At 62.0% G+C, this 16,266-nt stretch carries 19 protein-coding genes and 1 pseudogene; 11 read left to right on the forward strand and 9 right to left on the reverse strand.

Annotation, left to right across the window (positions count from 1 at the left end; all coding sequences use genetic code 11):
* Positions 1 to 5: 5 nt before the first annotated feature.
* From J7655_RS11755 to J7655_RS11770, 4 genes and pseudogenes are all read right to left on the reverse strand, one after another.
* On the reverse strand, positions 6 to 413 hold the full coding sequence (locus J7655_RS11755; RefSeq protein WP_230924606.1) for a DoxX-like family protein: 408 nt from the start codon (positions 411 to 413) through the stop codon (positions 6 to 8).
* Entirely contained in the window at positions 406 to 840 is a 435-nt protein-coding gene (locus J7655_RS11760) for a thiol-disulfide oxidoreductase DCC family protein (protein WP_230924607.1), read from the reverse strand. Before J7655_RS11760 ends, J7655_RS11755 begins: the two co-directional genes overlap by 8 nt.
* Positions 837 to 1,427: a DUF1287 domain-containing protein gene (locus J7655_RS11765; protein WP_230924608.1), complete on the reverse strand. Its 591-nt coding sequence runs from the start codon at positions 1,425 to 1,427 to the stop codon at positions 837 to 839. The genes J7655_RS11760 and J7655_RS11765 overlap by 4 nt, the downstream gene beginning before the upstream one ends.
* Positions 1,363 to 2,552, reverse strand: a pseudogene (locus tag J7655_RS11770) (ATP-NAD kinase family protein). The gene J7655_RS11765 and the pseudogene J7655_RS11770 overlap by 65 nt, the downstream one beginning before the upstream one ends.
* Positions 2,553 to 2,700: 148 nt before the next feature.
* Between J7655_RS11770 and J7655_RS11775 the strand changes: the two are divergent.
* On the forward strand, positions 2,701 to 2,880 hold the full coding sequence (locus tag J7655_RS11775) for a PA1571 family protein (RefSeq protein ID WP_003459954.1): 180 nt from the start codon (positions 2,701 to 2,703) through the stop codon (positions 2,878 to 2,880).
* A gap of 47 nt (positions 2,881 to 2,927) precedes the next feature.
* On the opposite strand, the gene msrB is transcribed toward J7655_RS11775, so the two are convergent.
* On the reverse strand, positions 2,928 to 3,326 hold the full coding sequence (gene msrB / locus J7655_RS11780) for a peptide-methionine (R)-S-oxide reductase MsrB (RefSeq protein WP_147809763.1): 399 nt from the start codon (positions 3,324 to 3,326) through the stop codon (positions 2,928 to 2,930).
* Positions 3,327 to 3,496: 170 nt separating this feature from the next.
* On the opposite strand from msrB, the gene J7655_RS11785 reads away from it, so the two are divergent.
* The 3 genes from J7655_RS11785 to htpX all read left to right on the forward strand — a co-directional run bounded on the left by J7655_RS11785 (position 3,497) and on the right by htpX (position 6,128).
* Positions 3,497 to 4,708 (forward strand): pyridoxal phosphate-dependent aminotransferase, encoded by a 1,212-nt coding sequence (locus J7655_RS11785; RefSeq protein ID WP_230924609.1) that lies wholly within the window; start codon positions 3,497 to 3,499, stop codon positions 4,706 to 4,708.
* A gap of 6 nt (positions 4,709 to 4,714) precedes the next feature.
* Positions 4,715 to 5,167, forward strand: a complete 453-nt coding sequence (locus J7655_RS11790; RefSeq protein ID WP_230924610.1) for a hypothetical protein — start codon at positions 4,715 to 4,717, stop codon at positions 5,165 to 5,167.
* An 88-nt stretch (positions 5,168 to 5,255) separates the two neighbouring features.
* Positions 5,256 to 6,128: a protease HtpX gene (gene htpX, locus J7655_RS11795; protein ID WP_230924611.1), complete on the forward strand. Its 873-nt coding sequence runs from the start codon at positions 5,256 to 5,258 to the stop codon at positions 6,126 to 6,128.
* Positions 6,129 to 6,183: 55 nt separating this feature from the next.
* On the opposite strand, the gene J7655_RS11800 is transcribed toward htpX, so the two are convergent.
* Positions 6,184 to 6,840, reverse strand: a complete 657-nt coding sequence (locus J7655_RS11800; RefSeq protein WP_230924612.1) for a thiopurine S-methyltransferase — start codon at positions 6,838 to 6,840, stop codon at positions 6,184 to 6,186.
* A 53-nt stretch (positions 6,841 to 6,893) separates the two neighbouring features.
* On the opposite strand from J7655_RS11800, the gene J7655_RS11805 reads away from it, so the two are divergent.
* Both J7655_RS11805 and J7655_RS11810 read left to right on the forward strand, forming a co-directional pair.
* The gene (locus J7655_RS11805) at positions 6,894 to 8,126 is read left to right on the forward strand and encodes a transporter substrate-binding domain-containing protein (protein WP_230924613.1); all 1,233 of its coding nucleotides are present in this window, start codon (positions 6,894 to 6,896) and stop codon (positions 8,124 to 8,126) included.
* A gap of 92 nt (positions 8,127 to 8,218) precedes the next feature.
* Positions 8,219 to 8,986 (forward strand): DODA-type extradiol aromatic ring-opening family dioxygenase, encoded by a 768-nt coding sequence (locus J7655_RS11810; protein WP_230924614.1) that lies wholly within the window; start codon positions 8,219 to 8,221, stop codon positions 8,984 to 8,986.
* A 54-nt stretch (positions 8,987 to 9,040) separates the two neighbouring features.
* Here J7655_RS11810 and J7655_RS11815 read toward each other — a convergent pair whose 3' ends face one another.
* Together J7655_RS11815 and sohB are read right to left on the reverse strand one after the other, a co-directional pair.
* A complete protein-coding gene (locus tag J7655_RS11815) occupies positions 9,041 to 10,030 on the reverse strand; it encodes a YhdH/YhfP family quinone oxidoreductase (protein ID WP_230924615.1) in 990 nt (329 codons plus the stop codon).
* A gap of 36 nt (positions 10,031 to 10,066) precedes the next feature.
* Entirely contained in the window at positions 10,067 to 11,086 is a 1,020-nt protein-coding gene (gene sohB, locus J7655_RS11820; RefSeq protein WP_230924616.1) for a protease SohB, read from the reverse strand.
* 197 nt (positions 11,087 to 11,283) lie between these two features.
* Between sohB and J7655_RS11825 the strand changes: the two genes are divergently transcribed.
* The 4 genes from J7655_RS11825 to J7655_RS11840 all read left to right on the forward strand — a co-directional run bounded on the left by J7655_RS11825 (position 11,284) and on the right by J7655_RS11840 (position 14,424).
* A complete protein-coding gene (locus J7655_RS11825) occupies positions 11,284 to 11,982 on the forward strand; it encodes a histidine phosphatase family protein (RefSeq protein ID WP_230924617.1) in 699 nt (232 codons plus the stop codon).
* 54 nt (positions 11,983 to 12,036) lie between these two features.
* Positions 12,037 to 12,351: an SCP2 sterol-binding domain-containing protein gene (locus J7655_RS11830; protein WP_230927718.1), complete on the forward strand. Its 315-nt coding sequence runs from the start codon at positions 12,037 to 12,039 to the stop codon at positions 12,349 to 12,351.
* Between the two features lie 221 nt (positions 12,352 to 12,572).
* A complete protein-coding gene (locus tag J7655_RS11835; protein WP_230924618.1) occupies positions 12,573 to 13,640 on the forward strand; it encodes a phosphotransferase family protein in 1,068 nt (355 codons plus the stop codon).
* A gap of 16 nt (positions 13,641 to 13,656) precedes the next feature.
* Positions 13,657 to 14,424 (forward strand): SDR family oxidoreductase, encoded by a 768-nt coding sequence (locus J7655_RS11840; RefSeq protein WP_230924619.1) that lies wholly within the window; start codon positions 13,657 to 13,659, stop codon positions 14,422 to 14,424.
* A 306-nt stretch (positions 14,425 to 14,730) separates the two neighbouring features.
* Here J7655_RS11840 and J7655_RS11845 read toward each other — a convergent pair whose 3' ends face one another.
* Positions 14,731 to 15,378, reverse strand: a complete 648-nt coding sequence (locus J7655_RS11845; protein WP_230924620.1) for a hypothetical protein — start codon at positions 15,376 to 15,378, stop codon at positions 14,731 to 14,733.
* Between the two features lie 102 nt (positions 15,379 to 15,480).
* Here J7655_RS11845 and J7655_RS11850 point away from each other — a divergent pair, with 102 nt between their 5' ends.
* On the forward strand, positions 15,481 to 16,260 hold the full coding sequence (locus J7655_RS11850) for a TSUP family transporter (protein WP_230924621.1): 780 nt from the start codon (positions 15,481 to 15,483) through the stop codon (positions 16,258 to 16,260).
* Positions 16,261 to 16,266: the final 6 nt, after the last annotated feature.

Here is a 16,266-nt window from a genome sequence, read left to right on the forward strand (position 1 = left end):
GAGCCTCAGGAATCGGTGGTAGCAGGCGCTTCGGCCAGCCAGGCCACCGCGCAGAGGGCCAGCGCTGCCAGGTTGGTGGACAGAGGATTGAACGCCTGAATCAACAGGTGGGGGCTCAGCAGCGCAACATCAAGCAGCAGCACCAGCAAGACTGCTGCGGCCGCCAGCAACGGCCAGCGCTGACGGCGAATGGTCAGCAGCGCAATGCCCAGCAATACCTCGGCGATGCCTCCGATACGGGCGATCAGCTCCGGTGCGAACAACGCGTGATCGGGCAAGCCGTGCGCACCGATCATCGCCACCTCGTCAGGGCTCAGCCAGAGAATCTTCGGCGCCAGACCATGCCAGACGAATACCGCCGCCAATGCCAGCCGCGCGAGCCAGGCGATCTGCGCCAGCCGCCGCTCAGTCATGCAGAAAGCGCTCGGCGTGGTCGGCCGTGGGCAGCAGGCAAACGGCATGCCGGCCGAACAGGCGATAGCGATTCAGCGCAATGCGGTCATAACACCAATCCCGCAGCGGCCGGGGCAGCAGACGCAGTAATCGCAGCGCACGCCAGGGTTGCGGCAAGCGCGAGAGAATGCGCAGCAGCGCCGTGGAGCGCACATGCAGCCCCGCCTCGTCGATCAGGGCCATGGTGTCGAAACGATCGGTCGGCAGCCCATACCAGGCCAGCAACGCCTGCCCCTGAGCGGACTGCACGGACGCGAGGCGAAACTGCCGGGTACGGTCATGGTGGATAAGAAACTTCGCCCAGCCGTTGCACAGCTTGCAGACGCCGTCGAACAGCACGACGCGCTCGCCAGCCGACAGGCCGGGTGGTAGCGATGGCTCCGTCATCGTAGGGCACTCGCCTGTTGCGCCTGCGGGCGATAATGGCCAGTGATGCGGTAGGCGAAGAGGATATCTTCCTCCTGCGTGCCGCGGCCGATGTTATGCAGGATCAGCGGCGCACCATTTGCCGCCTGACGATCGCTGACGATGCCGATATGAGTCAGGCCGCGCCCCAGATCCCAGGTGACGATATCGCCAGCCTGGTAAACCGCAGGATCCTGACTGACCGGCAGCGACCAGCCCTGACGCTTGAACCAGGTCATCAGGTTGGGCACGCGACGGTGGTCGATATTGCTGTCCGGCCGGCTCAGGCCCCAGTTTCTGGGGTAAAGGGCAAAATTGCTGCGCATGTCGCGATGCACTGCCTCCTGCAGGTCCAGCCCCTGCTGGCGCAGCGCGCGGATCACCACGTCGGTGCACACACCGGTGGCCATGGGCACGTCGCCGCCCGGATAGCTCAACTGGCGGTAGGCCGGGTCATAGCTCAGGGTCACGCCGACCTGCTTGCGCGCATCCAGCACCAGCCTGTCAGCCTCGATGGCCTGCGCAGCCAGGGCCAGCGCCCAGGCCAGCAGTACAACCAGCATCCGCATCGCGATCTCCTATCTAGCCAAGGGATACAGCAACTCTTCCTTGTAACCTGCCCAGACCCGCACGGCATCGGGAAAGGCATCGTCCAGCGTCACGTCGCCACTGTCCACCAGCAGCGGCCGCCCTTCCAGCGTCGCCAGCTTGCGCTTGGTCGCCACCACCCGCAGGCGCTCCAGGCCGACGGCGCGCAACACCCGCGGGCTGATCTGCTGATTGCCGCGGCCGATGATATGGCCCTGGCCGCCGATTGCGGTCACCAATAAGTAGGTCGCATGTCCTTCTACCAACGCGAACAGCTCGGCTTCGTTGACGTCGCGGGCAATCACCCGGCCATCCTCGATCACATCGACGCCGAGCAAGGTAGTTTCCAGCCCAAGATTTTGCCCCAGGCCATGCAGAGTCGAACCCGGACCGAACACGTAGCGAACGCCCGGCTCCCATTCACTCTCCAGCCAGGCGGCCAGATCGGCCAGCACCAGCTCTTCGGACTCCATCCCCCCCTGCTTGACCGCCTGCACATAGCCGCCCTCTTGCGGCACGCACAACTCGCCATACCAGCGAGCGGTCACACGCCCTTCGCGCAGGGCCGCCTCGTCGATATCGCGTACCTCGCCGCTGGCCAGACGCACCAGGCCGCCTTCGACCAGTCGCGCAGTCAGCTCGCCCGCAGCTCGCGGGCTGATGGCATAGACGCCGGATTGGATCTTCACCCCCGCCGGAATGCCCAACACCGGCTGCCCGTCCCTGATCACGGCACAAACATCACGCGCAGTGCCATCGCCACCGGCGAATAGAATCAGTGCCACACCGGCGTCCTGCAGGTGTTGCACAGCACGACGGGTGTCGTCGGCCGTGCTGGGCTCTGCACCCAACTGCCCCAGCAGACGATGCTCAAAGCCCATCTGCGCCAACAAATCGCCGCCCATGGCACCGGGATAGGTGACGAACTCGATGCGCTCACGCAGCGCCAACAGTTGCTCCAGCGCCGTGCGCGTACGCTGCGCAGCCTTCGGTTCAACGCCGAGTGCCAGGGCCTGCTCGGCCACGCCGTCGCTGCCCTTGAGTGCAGCCGGGCCACCCAGCCCGGCCAGAGGGTTGATGATCAGACCTATATGAAAACGCGACATGCCTTCCTCAATTGCCGGCAGACTGGCATGCAGCCTGCTTGTACCTGTTCTGCGTTGTCGGCGTGACGGTTTTCCGTACACCTTCACTGTCACCGCACCTTCATCCGGCACCACTAGACTGCGCGCAGAATCGATGAGGAGACAGGCCATGAGCTTGCACAACACTGCCAATCAGCCGCAACACCTGAACAACCACGCCCGCCCAACGCCGATCGGTGGCTTCATCATCGACGCCCAGGGGCGCGAAGTGCCGATCACCGAAGCGATGATCCAGCAGGCCTGCCAGCTTCTGGAACAAAGCCAGCAGAACCGTCCACAGAAACGCTGAAAAAACTCAGCCGGGCTGCCCGTTCGTGGCAGCCCATCGTTCATCCATCATGGCTCGCGCGGCGCGAGCTTCAGCGACACCGAGTTGATGCAGTAGCGCAAACCGGTCGGACGCGGCCCATCGGGAAAGACGTGGCCCAGGTGCGCATCGCATTTGGCGCATCTGACCTCGATACGCTGCATGCCATGGCTGAAGTCATCCAGCTCACGGATCACCGTCGCACTGAGCGGCTGAAAATAGCTGGGCCAGCCGCAACCGGAATCGTACTTGGCGGCGGAATCGAACAGCGCCTCGCCACAACAGACGCAGTGATAGACGCCCGCCACCTTGCTGTCGTGATATTGCCCGGTAAAAGGCCGTTCGGTGCCGCCCAGGCGGCAGACGTGGAACTGTTCCGGCGACAACACTTCACGCCAGGCATCCAGGGATTTCTCGACTTTATCCACGGACTGCTTCCCTCCTCGTAAAAAAGCCCGACCGACAGCTTTGCCAGGGTCAGGCTGCAACGTATGATTCGTGCCCAGTCTGTCACCCGCCCTGCGGGCTGCCAAGGTTCCGCCAGAGGATACTTTTGCAGCGTGATTCAGCGGGTCATCCACCGAATGGGATTTCTCACATGCAGGTCAGCAAATCGAACAAGCTCGCCAACGTCTGCTACGACATTCGCGGGCCGGTGCTCAAGCACGCCAAGCGTCTGGAAGAGGAAGGCCACCGCATCCTCAAGCTGAACATCGGCAACCCGGCGCCGTTCGGTTTCGAGGCACCGGAAGAAATCCTTCAGGACGTCATCCGCAACCTGCCGACCGCTCAAGGCTACAGCGACTCCAAAGGCCTGTTCAGCGCCCGCAAGGCGGTGATGCAGTATTACCAGCAGAAGCAGGTCGAAGGCGTCGGCATCGAGGACATCTACCTCGGCAACGGCGTGTCCGAGCTGATCGTGATGGCCATGCAGGCGCTGCTCAACAACGGTGACGAGGTGCTGATCCCGGCGCCGGATTACCCGCTGTGGACGGCTGCCGTGGCCCTCTCCGGCGGCAAGCCGGTGCATTACCTGTGCGACGAACAGGCCGGCTGGTTCCCGGATATCGCCGACATGCGTGCCAAGATCACGCCGAACACCAAGGCCCTGGTGCTGATCAACCCGAACAACCCCACCGGCGCGGTGTATTCGCGCGAAGTGCTGCAGGACATCGTCGAGCTGGCCCGCCAGCACAACCTGGTGATCTTCTCCGACGAGATCTACGACAAGATCCTCTACGACGAAGCCGTGCACATCAGCACCGCCTCGCTGGCCCCGGACGTGCTGTGCCTGACCTTCAACGGCCTGTCCAAGAGCTACCGCGTGGCCGGCTTCCGTTCCGGCTGGGTGGCCATCTCCGGGCCCAAGCACAAGGCGCAGAGCTATATCGAAGGCCTGGATATCTTGGCCAACATGCGCCTGTGCGCCAACGTGCCGAGCCAGCATGCGATCCAGACCGCGCTCGGTGGCTACCAGAGCATCAATGACCTGGTGCTGCCCAACGGTCGCCTGCTGGAACAGCGCAACCGCGCCTGGGAACTGCTCAACGACATCCCCGGGGTCAGCTGCGTCAAGCCCATGGGCGCGTTGTATGCCTTCCCGAAGATCGACCCCAAGGTCTGCCCGATCCACAACGACGAGAAGTTCGTCCTCGACCTGCTGCTGTCGGAGAAGCTGCTGATCGTCCAGGGCACCGCCTTCAACTGGCCGTGGCCGGATCACTTCCGCGTGGTCACCCTGCCGCGCGTCGACGACCTGGAGCAGGCCATCGGCCGCATCGGCAACTTCCTCAAGGGCTACAGCCAGTAAGCCGACATGGATCTGCAGATCGACGACTTCTACAAGGACGCCGCCAGCGGCCTGCTCATGCTCTATCAGACCTTCCCGCGCAAGATGGCGCTGTACGTGGAAGACCTGATCGGGCGTGAGGAGCCGGACGAATTCGGCCTGCCCAGCAAGCGCCACCAGGCCTGCCTGGGGGCGCTGCTGTGGCTGGGCGAGGAAGGCTATCTGCGTTTCGAATCGACCATCGCCTATGACGCGCTGGATCAGGCGGTGCTCAGCGAAAAAGGCTTCATGCGCCTGTCGCGCGGCATTCCCCATGCCCTGCGCGAAGGCGAAGCGCTGCCGCCGAGCGTGCGTCGCGTGCACGCCACCCTGGCCTTTCAACTGCGTGAAGCACTGGCCCAGCAACATGGGGAACGAATTGCCCGTCTCACCCGTCTGTTGTTCGAAAGCCCGATGGGCACGGCAGGCGACATAGTTTGAAATAGTCGCCAGTTGAAAGCCTGAGGGGCGCGCCCTTATATAGCCCGCATTACTCGTACGTCTTTCCCGTGAGGAGTCCGTTCACACCATGATGCGCATTATGTTGTTCCTGGCCACCAACCTGGCGGTGCTGGTTATCGCCAGCATCACCCTCAAACTGCTGGGGGTTGATCGGTTTACCGGCCAGAACCATGGCAGCCTGCTGATCTTCTGCGCCGTGTTCGGTTTCGCCGGCTCGCTGGTGTCGCTGTTCCTGTCCAAGTGGATGGCGAAGATGAGCACCGGCACCCAGATCATCACCCAGCCGCGCACCCGCCACGAGCAGTGGCTGCTGCAGACCGTCGAGGAGCTGTCGCGCGAAGCCGGGATCAAGATGCCGGAAGTCGGTATCTTCCCGGCCTACGAGTCCAACGCCTTCGCCACCGGCTGGAACAAGAACGACGCACTGGTCGCGGTCAGTCAGGGCCTGCTCGAGCGCTTCTCGCCCGATGAAGTCCGCGCGGTGCTGGCGCACGAAATCGGCCACGTGGCCAACGGCGATATGGTCACCCTGGCGCTGATCCAGGGCGTGGTGAACACCTTCGTCATGTTCTTCGCACGTATCTTCGGCAACTTCGTCGACAAGGCGATCCTGAAGAACGAAGACGGCCACGGCATCGGTTACTTCGTCGCGACCATCTTCGCCGAGCTGGTACTGGGTATCCTGGCCAGCATCATCGTCATGTGGTTCTCGCGCAAACGCGAGTACAAGGCTGACGAAGCCGGTGCCCGCCTGGCCGGTACTGGCGCGATGATTGCCGCCCTGCAGCGTCTGCGTGCCGAGCAGGGTGTACCCGTGCAGATGCCCGACAGCCTGACCGCTTTCGGCATCAACGGCGGCCTGAAGAACGGCCTGGCTGGTCTGCTGATGAGCCACCCGCCGCTGGAAGACCGTATCGAAGCGCTGCGCCGCCTGGGCTGACCCTTCGGCTGACAACAAAGGCGACCTTCGGGTCGCCTTTTGCATTGGGCTGCCGCTAGCGTCGAATCAGCCGGAAGACGTGCTCATCCACTGCTGTCAGACCGCTGTCACTGAAACGCGGATTGCCCGTCAGCACATCCTTTTCCTCGACCTTGTGCAACGTCCAGCCATCTGCAAAGTGCTGCTCCACCTCGGTGTCAGCCACCGAGAATGGCGGGCCATCCATTTTCGCCTGATCGTAAACCAGCGTAACCAGCAATCCCTGACAGGCATTGGGCACTATCGCCTGCAGATGGGCGACATAACGCTCGCGCATCGGCGGCGGCAGCGCGATCAGCGCCGCCCGGTCATAAAAGGCCTGGCACCCGGCAACATCCGCATGACTCAGGGCGAAGAAATCGCCACACAGAATTTGCAACTCGCCCGCCTGATAGACCTTGAACGCCCCGCGCTGTGACACCTGTGGCTGCACATCACGCTCGTTGAAGAAATCCTCCACAGCCCGTTCGGCCAGCTCGACACCAATGACCGGGTGGCCCTGCTCCGCCAGCCAGACCATGTCCAGGCTCTTGCCACACAGCGGCACCAGCACCGCCGCGCCTTTCGCCAGGCCAAGCGCAGACCAGTGACGACGCAGGTAACCGTTGACCTTCTCCTGATGGAAACCGATTTGATTGCGCGCCCAGCGCTCCTGCCAGAAAGCATCGTGCATCTCTTATCCCCTCACCTAAACTGAAAAACACCCCAAGCTGACGAATTGCCATCATGCTCTCACGTCATTCACTCTGCCTGATAGGGCTGCTCCTGACGGCCACACCTACTCTCTGCGCAGAAGAAAAGTCTACCGTACGCCTCGACACCAGCCTCGAGGAGCCGTATCAGGTAGCGGTCGATGGCGAATTGGCCGGTCAGTCGGTCACGGTTCTCGAATGTATCTTCAAGCATTTGCAGCAACCCTATCGCATCCAGCTCACATCAGTGAGCCGAGCGCGGCAGAATGTCAGCCGACATATCGCCGATGGTTTCTTCAGCTCCGCACCAGACAGCCAGGTCGATGGCTATGCCCAGTTATCCGCACCCCTGCTGATGGAGAAGTGGTACTGGTACGCCTATGATCCCTTGATCCTCACCAAACCCATATGGGATCACGAGCTGCGCATCGGCAGCGTGCTGGGAAGCAACAGCATGACCTGGCTGGAGGCACGCGGCATCACGGTGGCGCAGAAGGTCCCGCGCCTCGAACAGCTGATCGAATTACTCCAGCGCGGGCGCATCGACCTGTTTCTGGCCGACGACAACGCCATGCACAGCGCCCTCTTGAAATACCCGGCCAAACAGGCGCTGCAGCGACGCTTCGTACGCTACTCGCCATTAGGCGTTTATTTCGCGCATGACTTCCTGCAGCAACACCCCGACTTTCTCAACGCCTTCAATCGCCAGGTCGAACACTGCGCCCCCAAAGGCAGCACACTCACCGAAGCGGAGGCTCACTATCTGCGCCAACTGACAGCCCGGCACCTGCAACGCTGGGCCTATCACGACGACCTGTTGAACGCCCTGCGCCGGGTCGTAACGCGCAACACCAGCATCGAACGCATTCGCGAGCTGGACCGGCAATGGCTACGCGAGCGCCTGCTCGAGGAAAAACCTCTGATTCGCCGCCTGCTGCAAACACCGCCCTCGCTTCTTCTGGCCAACATCACGCGCCAGCATCAGCCATTGTTCAACGAGATATTCCTCAGTGACCACAGCGGCCAGTTGGTCGCCATCAGTGAGGTCACCAGTGATTACTGGCAGGCTGACGAAGACGACTTCCAGCAGGCCCGGGATTTGCCAGCCGGTCAGATCCATATTGGTGGTATCGAGTACGACGGCTCGACCCAGAGCTTTCAGAGCAAGGTTTCCGCGCCTATCCATGACCCGCGAGACGGGCGTTTTCTCGGTGTACTCAGCCTCGGCATCAATATCGAAAGCGCTTTTGGCGACAACCTGCTTTAATCATCCAGCTAATCGATAGATATCGCGGAAAAACATCATTATTAATCGATTAAAACCTCGGAGAGAATGCAGGCAGGTCTCTGGAGGTCGTCATGCTGCCCTCGCTGTTCATTTCCCACGGTTCCCCCATGCTAGCTCTGGAGCCCGGCGCCAGTGGCCCTGCGCTGGTCAAACTGGCTGCCGATATGCCAAGGCCTAACGCTATCGTCGTGGTGTCGGCGCACTGGGAAAGCCCCCATCTGCGTCTCACAGCAGGCGAAAAGCCACAAACCTGGCACGACTTCGGCGGCTTTCCAGCCGAACTCTATACCGTGCAGTATCCAGCCCCTGGTGCACCGCAACTGGCCGAGGACATCGCCCAGCAACTGAACGATGCGGGTCTTCCTGCGCAGCTCGATGCGCAACGCCCCTTCGACCATGGTGCCTGGGTGCCGCTGTCGCTGATGTACCCAAACGCCGATATTCCCGTGCTGCAGCTATCGCTGCCCAGCCACCTCGGCCCCGAACTGCAGACCCGTGTAGGCCGTGCGCTGGCCAGCCTGCGCGCACAAGGCATCCTGCTGATTGGCTCGGGCAGCATCACCCACAACCTGGGCGCGCTGAACTGGCGTGCCGGCCCGGAGGTCATCACGCCCTGGGCCAAGGAATTTCGCGACTGGATGGTGGAAAAGCTCGCAGCAGACGACGAAGCGGCCTTGCACCAGTACCGTCACCTGGCACCGCATGCCATGCGCAATCATCCCAGCGAAGAACATCTGCTGCCGCTGTTCTTCGCCCATGGCGCCGGTGGCGCCTTTTCCGTGGTCCACGCAGGTTTTACCTACGGCGCCCTGGGCATGGACATCTATCGCTTCGACTAGACGACAGACACGCGCCAGAAACAACGAGGCCCGTCATCGACGGGCCTCGCTCATTCAGTCCAGCCGCACCAGGATGCGGCCGACCATGCCACCGGCCAATATCCGCTCGATAGCCGCCGGCAACTCCGCCAGGCCAATTTCCTGGCACAGCGGCGACAGGTCGAGCTTCCACTGCAGCGAGAGCTTGTCCCACATCGACGCCTTGACCACCAGCGGCAGTTCCACCGAATCCACGCCCAGCAGGTTGACCCCGCGCAGGATGAACGGCAGCACACTGGCCTGGAAGCCAACGCCAGCAGTCAGCCCACAGCAGGCCACGCTGCCGCTGTGGCGCAGCGACTTGACCACATTGAACAGGATGTCGCCGCCCACCGTATCCACCGCTCCCGCCCAGCGCTCCTTGAGCATCGGGCGTTCGCTGCCCTGCTGCAGCTCCTCGCGACTGACGATCTCGTCAGCCCCCAGGTTACGCAGAAAATCGGCCTGTTCGGCCTTGCCGGTGGCGGCGGCTACGCGATAACCGAGCTGTTTGAGCAGCACCACGGCGATGCTGCCGACGCCACCCGTAGCACCCGTGACCAGCACAGTGCCGGACTCCGGAGTAACGCCGGCCTGCTCCAGCTTGTCCACGCATAGCGCAGCCGTCAGGCCGGCGGTGCCGAGAATCATCGCCTCGCGCAGCGGCAAGCCTTGTGGGCGCTTGATCGCCCAGGCCGCCGGTACGCGGATGTACTGGCCGAAACCACCGGCAGTGTTCATGCCCAGGTCGTAGCCAGTGACGATCACCTCGTCGCCCACGGCGAACTCGGCCACGGCGGACGCCTCCACCACGCCAGCGGCGTCGATGCCCGGCGTATGCGGATACTGCTTGGTGACCCCGCGATTGCCGCTGGCCGACAGCGCATCCTTGTAGTTGAGCGAGGAATAGCGCACGCGGATCAGCAGATCGCCTGCGGGCAGATCCTCGATCTGCCGGGCTACTACCTGGCGCCGAAAACTGCCATCGGCACCCTCGCTGACCAGCAAAGCCTTGAATTCAGTCATCACCTTCTCCTCTTGTCGTTGTTCGGTGGCGTGCTCTTACCAGAAACGTTGCTGATTGAGTCTGCTCAGCCAGGTCAGCACGAAGCGATCCAGGGCCATGCTGGCCGCCAGCCCGACACGCTCCTGCAAACTCTTTTTATGAGCGAAATGCAGATGGAACAGTTCAGCCTCGACGGCGCGCTCGGCCAGGTACTGGTCGCTGGTCTTCAGTTCATCCACCAGCAGGCGCTCTTGCGCCGCCATGCCCAGCCAGACCTCACCGGTGGCGATGGCATCGATGTCCAGCTGGGGGCGGTAACGGGCAACGAAGCCCTTGAATAGTTCGTGGGTGGTTTCCAAGTCTTCCTGGAACTTCTCCCGGCCCTTTTCGGTGTTCTCACCGAATACGGTCAGCGTGCGCTTGTATTCGCCGGCCGTCAGCACCTCGAAATCGATTTCGTGCTTCTTCAGCAGACGATGCAGGTTAGGCAACTGCGCCACCACGCCGATGGAGCCGAGGATGGCAAAAGGTGCACTGAGAATCTTCTGACCGATGCAGGCCATCATGTAACCGCCGCTGGCCGCTACCTTGTCCACGCACACCGTCAGCGGGATACCCGCATCGCGGATACGCACCAGTTGCGACGAAGCCAGGCCGTAGCTATGCACCATGCCGCCACCACTTTCCAGGCGCAGCACCACTTCGTCCTCGGCCTTGGCCATGGACAGCAGCGCCGTCACCTCATGGCGCAGGTTGTCGGTGGCTGACGCCTTGATATCGCCATCGAAATCCAGCACGAACACCCGCGGTTTGCTGGACGGCGCTTTCTTTTCCTGCTTGGCCGCCTTGGCCTCGGCCTTGCGCGTGGCCTTGAGCTGATCCTTAGACAACACACTGTGCTCCAGGCGCTCACGCAGATCCTTATAGAAATCATTGAGCTTCTGCACCTGCAGTTGCCCCCCGGCGCGCCGCCCCTTGCCGCGTGTGGCAGCGACAGCCACCAGCACCACGACGATGGCGACCACCAGGGTCAGGGTTTTCGCCAGAAAGCTGGCGTACTCGCTAAAAAACTCCACATATCCCCCTCGGACAATGCACCGGCGCCCAGGCGCCAAAGGCTCAAGCATACGGCGCAGCGCCTCACCGGCCAAGCACGCCAGCGCTGTAAAATTGCCATACAGACAATTCAAACAAGCGTATGTTTTTTCGTTGACAGCCCCCGAGCTTCCCCATACCCTCGCGGAACATTCAACGTACCGGGATCGATACGGACGTGGGCAGCATCTTTCTGATTCGACATGGCCAGGCCTCATTCGGTGCAGACGACTACGATGTCCTGTCTCCCGTCGGCGTGCGCCAGGCCGAAGTGCTGGGCAAGCACCTGGAGCAACTCGGCATCAGTCTCGATCGTTGCGTCAGTGGCAGCCTGCGCCGCCAGCAACACACTGCCAACGCCGCCCTGCAGCACATGAGCAGGGCGCCGGCACTGGATATCGACGAAGCCTTCAACGAATTCGATGCCGACGCGGTGATTCGCACGCTGCTGCCGGATCTGCTGCCGGAAGAGCCCGAAGCGCTGCACATCCTGCGCAATGGCGCGCAGAACCGCGCCGAGTTCCAGCGCCTGTTCGCCAAACTGATCCAGCGCTGGATTTCCGGTGAGCATGACAAACCCGGCCTGCAGAGTTGGCAGGCTTATGTCGAGCAGGTAGAAGGCGGCTTGCAGCGCATCCTCGAACAGGCCGGCAGCAAACAGAACATTGCCGTGTTCACCTCCGGCGGCACCATCACCGCCTTGCTCCGCCTGATCACCGGCGTGCCTTCGATAAAGGCCTTCGAACTGAATTGGCAAATCGTCAATACCTCGTTCAGCCAGCTGAAATTTCGTGGCCGCGAGGTGAGTCTGGCTTCCTTCAACAGCCATGTGCATTTACAGCTGCTGAAGGCGCCGGAGCTGATCACTTACCGATAAGCTCCAGCCCACTGCGGCCGCGAGGCTGCGCGAAATAACCGATAGAAGGATAAGATCATGAGTGTTGCTGACATCGCCCAAACCATGCAGTCCAAGTTCAACGCCAGCGCCGCTGCCGGCCTGGATCTGGTGTTCCAGTTCAACATCGAAGATGGCGAGAACTACGCGCTGATCGTCAAGGACGGCACCTGCGCCCTCGAGCAAGGCGACAACCCGAACGCCAACGTGACCCTGATCATGGACAGCGAAACCCTCAAAGGCATCGTCAGCGGCGAAACCGACGGCATGCAGGCCTTCATGGCCGGCAAGCTGCGCGCCGAAGGCGACATGATGCTGGCGATGAAGCTGGGCGAACTGTTCCCGGTCTAATCGGCGAGCTGCGCGCACGATACGAAAACCGGAGTCCTCGCACTCCGGTTTTTTTGTACCTGTAAAACGCAGAACGGCGCAGGTCGAAGATGACTGATCAGGCAGTTTGATCAAGGGGCAACACGCCTGCCTATAACGGCGCGTATTGCTTGTGACAGCCCAGGTGCAGCATTAGATTAGCCAATTATCTAGGGCACCCATCATAAGTAGAAGGGATAAATATGGCGCTCACTGACCAATCCACCCGTATCCGCGCGGGCGAAGAGCTCGACGCTGGCGTCATCGATGCCTACCTCAAGGCCCATATCCCAGGCCTGAGCGGTGAAGCGAAGATCAGCCAGTTTCCCGGTGGTGCATCCAACCTGACCTACCTGATCGAATACCCGCAGCAGGAGTTCGTGCTGCGCCGTCCGCCGTTCGGCCACAAGGCCAAGTCAGCGCATGACATGGGCCGCGAATACCGCATCCTCAATCAGCTCAATGCCGGTTTCCCCTACTGCCCCAAAGCCTATGTGCACTGCACCGACGAGTCGGTAATCGGCGCCGAGTTCTACGTCATGGAGCGGGTTAAGGGCATCATCCTGCGCTCGGAGATGCCGGCCGAGCTGAGCTTCAGCGCCGAGCAGACCACAGCCCTGTGCAAGAGCTTCATCGACAAGCTGGTGGAGTTGCACAACGTCGATTACAACGCCTGCGGCCTGGGCGACCTGGGCAAGCCGGAGGGTTATGTCGAACGCCAGATCAAGGGCTGGAGCGACCGTTACGAGAAGGCTCTGACACCGGACGCGCCGACCTGGGAACCGGTCAAGGCCTGGCTCAATGACAAGATGCCGGCCGACCACCACAAGCCGGGCATCGTGCACAACGACTACCGTTTCGACAACGTGATCCTCGACCCGAACAACCCGATGCAGATCATCGGCGTGCTCGACTGGGAGATGACCACCATCGGCGATCCTCTGATGGATCTGGGCAACACCCTGGCCTACTGGATCGAAGCCGGCGATCCGCCACCGGTACAGCTGATGCGCCGCCAGCCGAGCAACGCACCGGGCATGCTCACGCGCCAGCAGTTCGTCGACTACTACGCCGAAAAAGCCGGCATCGCGATCAACAGTTTCGACTTCTACTACACCTACGGCCTGTTCCGCCTGGCCGGTATCGTGCAGCAGATCTACTACCGCTTCCATCACGGCCAGACCCAGGACAAGCGCTTCGCCCAGTTCATTCACATGAACAAGCTGCTGGAGCAGATGTGCCTGCAGGTCATCGGCAAATCCACTCTCTAACCCCGGGGTAATCACCATGTCCAAGACCCAACTGTTCGACCTCGACGGCAAGATCGCCTTCGTCTCCGGCGCCAGCCGCGGCATCGGCGAGGCCATCGCCAAACTGCTGGCCCAGCAAGGCGCGCACGTGATCGTCTCCAGCCGCAAGATCGACGGCTGCCAGGCCGTGGCTGACGCCATCATCGCCGACGGCGGCAAGGCCACCGCCATCGCCTGCCACATCGGCGAGATGGAGCAGATCCAGAACGTCTTCGCGCAGATCCGCGAGCAGTTCGGCCGCCTCGACATCCTGGTCAACAACGCCGCGACCAACCCGCAGTTCTGCAACGTGCTGGACACCGACCTCTCCGCCTTCCAGAAGACCGTCGATGTGAACATTCGCGGCTACTACTTCATGTCCATCGAAGGCGGCAAGCTGATGAAGGAAAACGGCGGCGGCTCGATCATCAACGTCGCCTCGATCAATGGCGTCACCCCGGGCGAGTTCCAGGGTATCTACTCGGTGACCAAGGCCGCCGTGATCAGCATGACCAAGGTATTCGCCAAGGAATGCGCGCAGTTCGGCATCCGCTGCAACGCCCTGCTGCCGGGCCTGACCGATACCAAGTTCGCCTCGGCGCTGACCAAGAACGACGCCATCCTCAAGCACGCCCTGCAGCGCATCCCGCTCAAGCGCGTGGCTGATCCGAGCGAGATGGCCAGCGCGGTGCTGTACCTGGCCAGCGAAGCCTCCAGCTACACCACTGGCGTGGCGTTGAACGTGGACGGCGGCTTCCTTTCCTGAGGCCGGATGCCAGAACGACAAAGGCACCTTGCAGTTTAATGCTGATCAGTTAAGCGCCGACTGCCAAGATGAGTCCCCTCGCCCCTCTGGCGAGCCATGTTCGGAGAGGTACAAATGGCCGTTTCGCGGTATTTCGGCCCTCTCCCCCAGCCCCTCTCCCTTAAACGGGAGAGGGGAGCCAAACGCGTACAGCCTTAACTGACTGGCATTACCTTGCAGGTGCCTTTTTTGTAGGGTGAGCTTCAGCCCACCAATCACTCTCGGTGTGGGCTAAAGCCCACCCTACATCTACCTGCCTGCTGGCCGCTACCAATCCTTCAACGCCACTTCCGCCGCCGGGTTCATCGGCTCGGCCAGCAAACCGGTCGGCGTCAGGCTGACGCTATACACCGCATCGGCCGCGATCGGCAGATAGGTGACGCGCAGCGCCTGTGGATCGAACAACAACAGATCACGCTGATTGAGCCGCAGCCAGCGCCATAGATCGACGCCGTACGGGCTTTCAGCCAGTTGCACACGGCCATGTTGCGCCAATGCCTGCTGTTCGATGGCGAGAAAACGTCCGGACAGACGCTCCAGGCGGTATCCCGGCTCAAGACCGATCAGCTCGGCCAGCCCCTTCCAGCGGATCAGGCGACCATCGAGTTGCCACAAATCCCCCTCGAGCGTGACCGTGCGCTCACGCTGCCCTTCGAGCAATGTCACCTGATAGCGCTGCGGGCCATCGGCCTTGAAACTCAGCGTGACCAGTGGTTTGCCCGTCTGCAGCGGCTCGTAGGCATACAGATCGTAAGCCAGCAGGCCGACCAGGCCCGCCAAAGCAAGAAATGCCAGACCACAGGTGCCGCGCAACCAACCGAGGAACCAGCCCGTATTGAGCAAAATGCGCAATGCCACCAGCAGCACCAACACGGCCAACAGCGCCACGGCCCAGGCCAACCCGTCGTATTGCATCGATTGCGTTCCTTCTCTGGCGAAATCCCGGCATTATGCGCAGCTCTCCTCACGGCGAACAGCCGGCAGGCTGCGTACTCGCCCACAAGTCGACACTTTGATATGCCATTCGCTCTCGAGCTCGCCATCGATCCCGGCACGCTAGCCATTCTCGCCCTGGTCGCCTTTATCGCCGGCTTCATCGATGCCATTGCTGGTGGCGGTGGCCTACTGACCATCCCGGCCTTGTTGACCGCCGGCTTGCCGCCACATCTGGTGCTGGGCACCAACAAACTGTGCGCCACGTTCGGCTCGGGCACTGCGGCCCTGACCTTCTACAAACGCAAGCTCTTCGACCCGCAGCAATGGCGTAATGCGCTTTTGGCGACGCTGATCGGCGCCCTGTTCGGCGCCGTTATCGCCCACTGGATGCCGGCAGCCTGGCTCAATCAGATGCTGCCGGTGATCGTCTTCGCCTGTGGTCTGTATCTGCTGTTCGGTCGCACACCGGAGCCACCCGCCGACAACGACCTGCCGATTGCCCGTGGCCGGCAATGGCCACAGGGACTGGGCCTGGGTCTCTACGACGGCGTGGCCGGCCCCGGTACCGGCGCATTCTGGACGGTCAGCAGCCTGCTGCTGTACCCGCTCGATCTGGTGCGCGCCAGCGGCGTGGCGCGCACCATGAACTTCGTCAGCAACGCGGCGGCGCTGGCCGTATTCATCGCCTTCGGCCAGGTGGCCTGGGTGCTGGGCCTGAGCATGGGCGCCGCATTGATGGTCGGCGCCTTCCTCGGTGCACGCACGGCGATCAAGGGCGGCTCAAAATTCATTCGTCCGGTGTTCATCACCGTGGTATTGGCACTGACCGCACGCCTGGTCTGGCAACACTGGTTTGGCTAATTCAGG

The sequence above is a fragment of the Pseudomonas wenzhouensis genome (assembly GCF_021029445.1).
GTDB lineage: Bacteria > Pseudomonadota > Gammaproteobacteria > Pseudomonadales > Pseudomonadaceae > Aquipseudomonas > Aquipseudomonas wenzhouensis.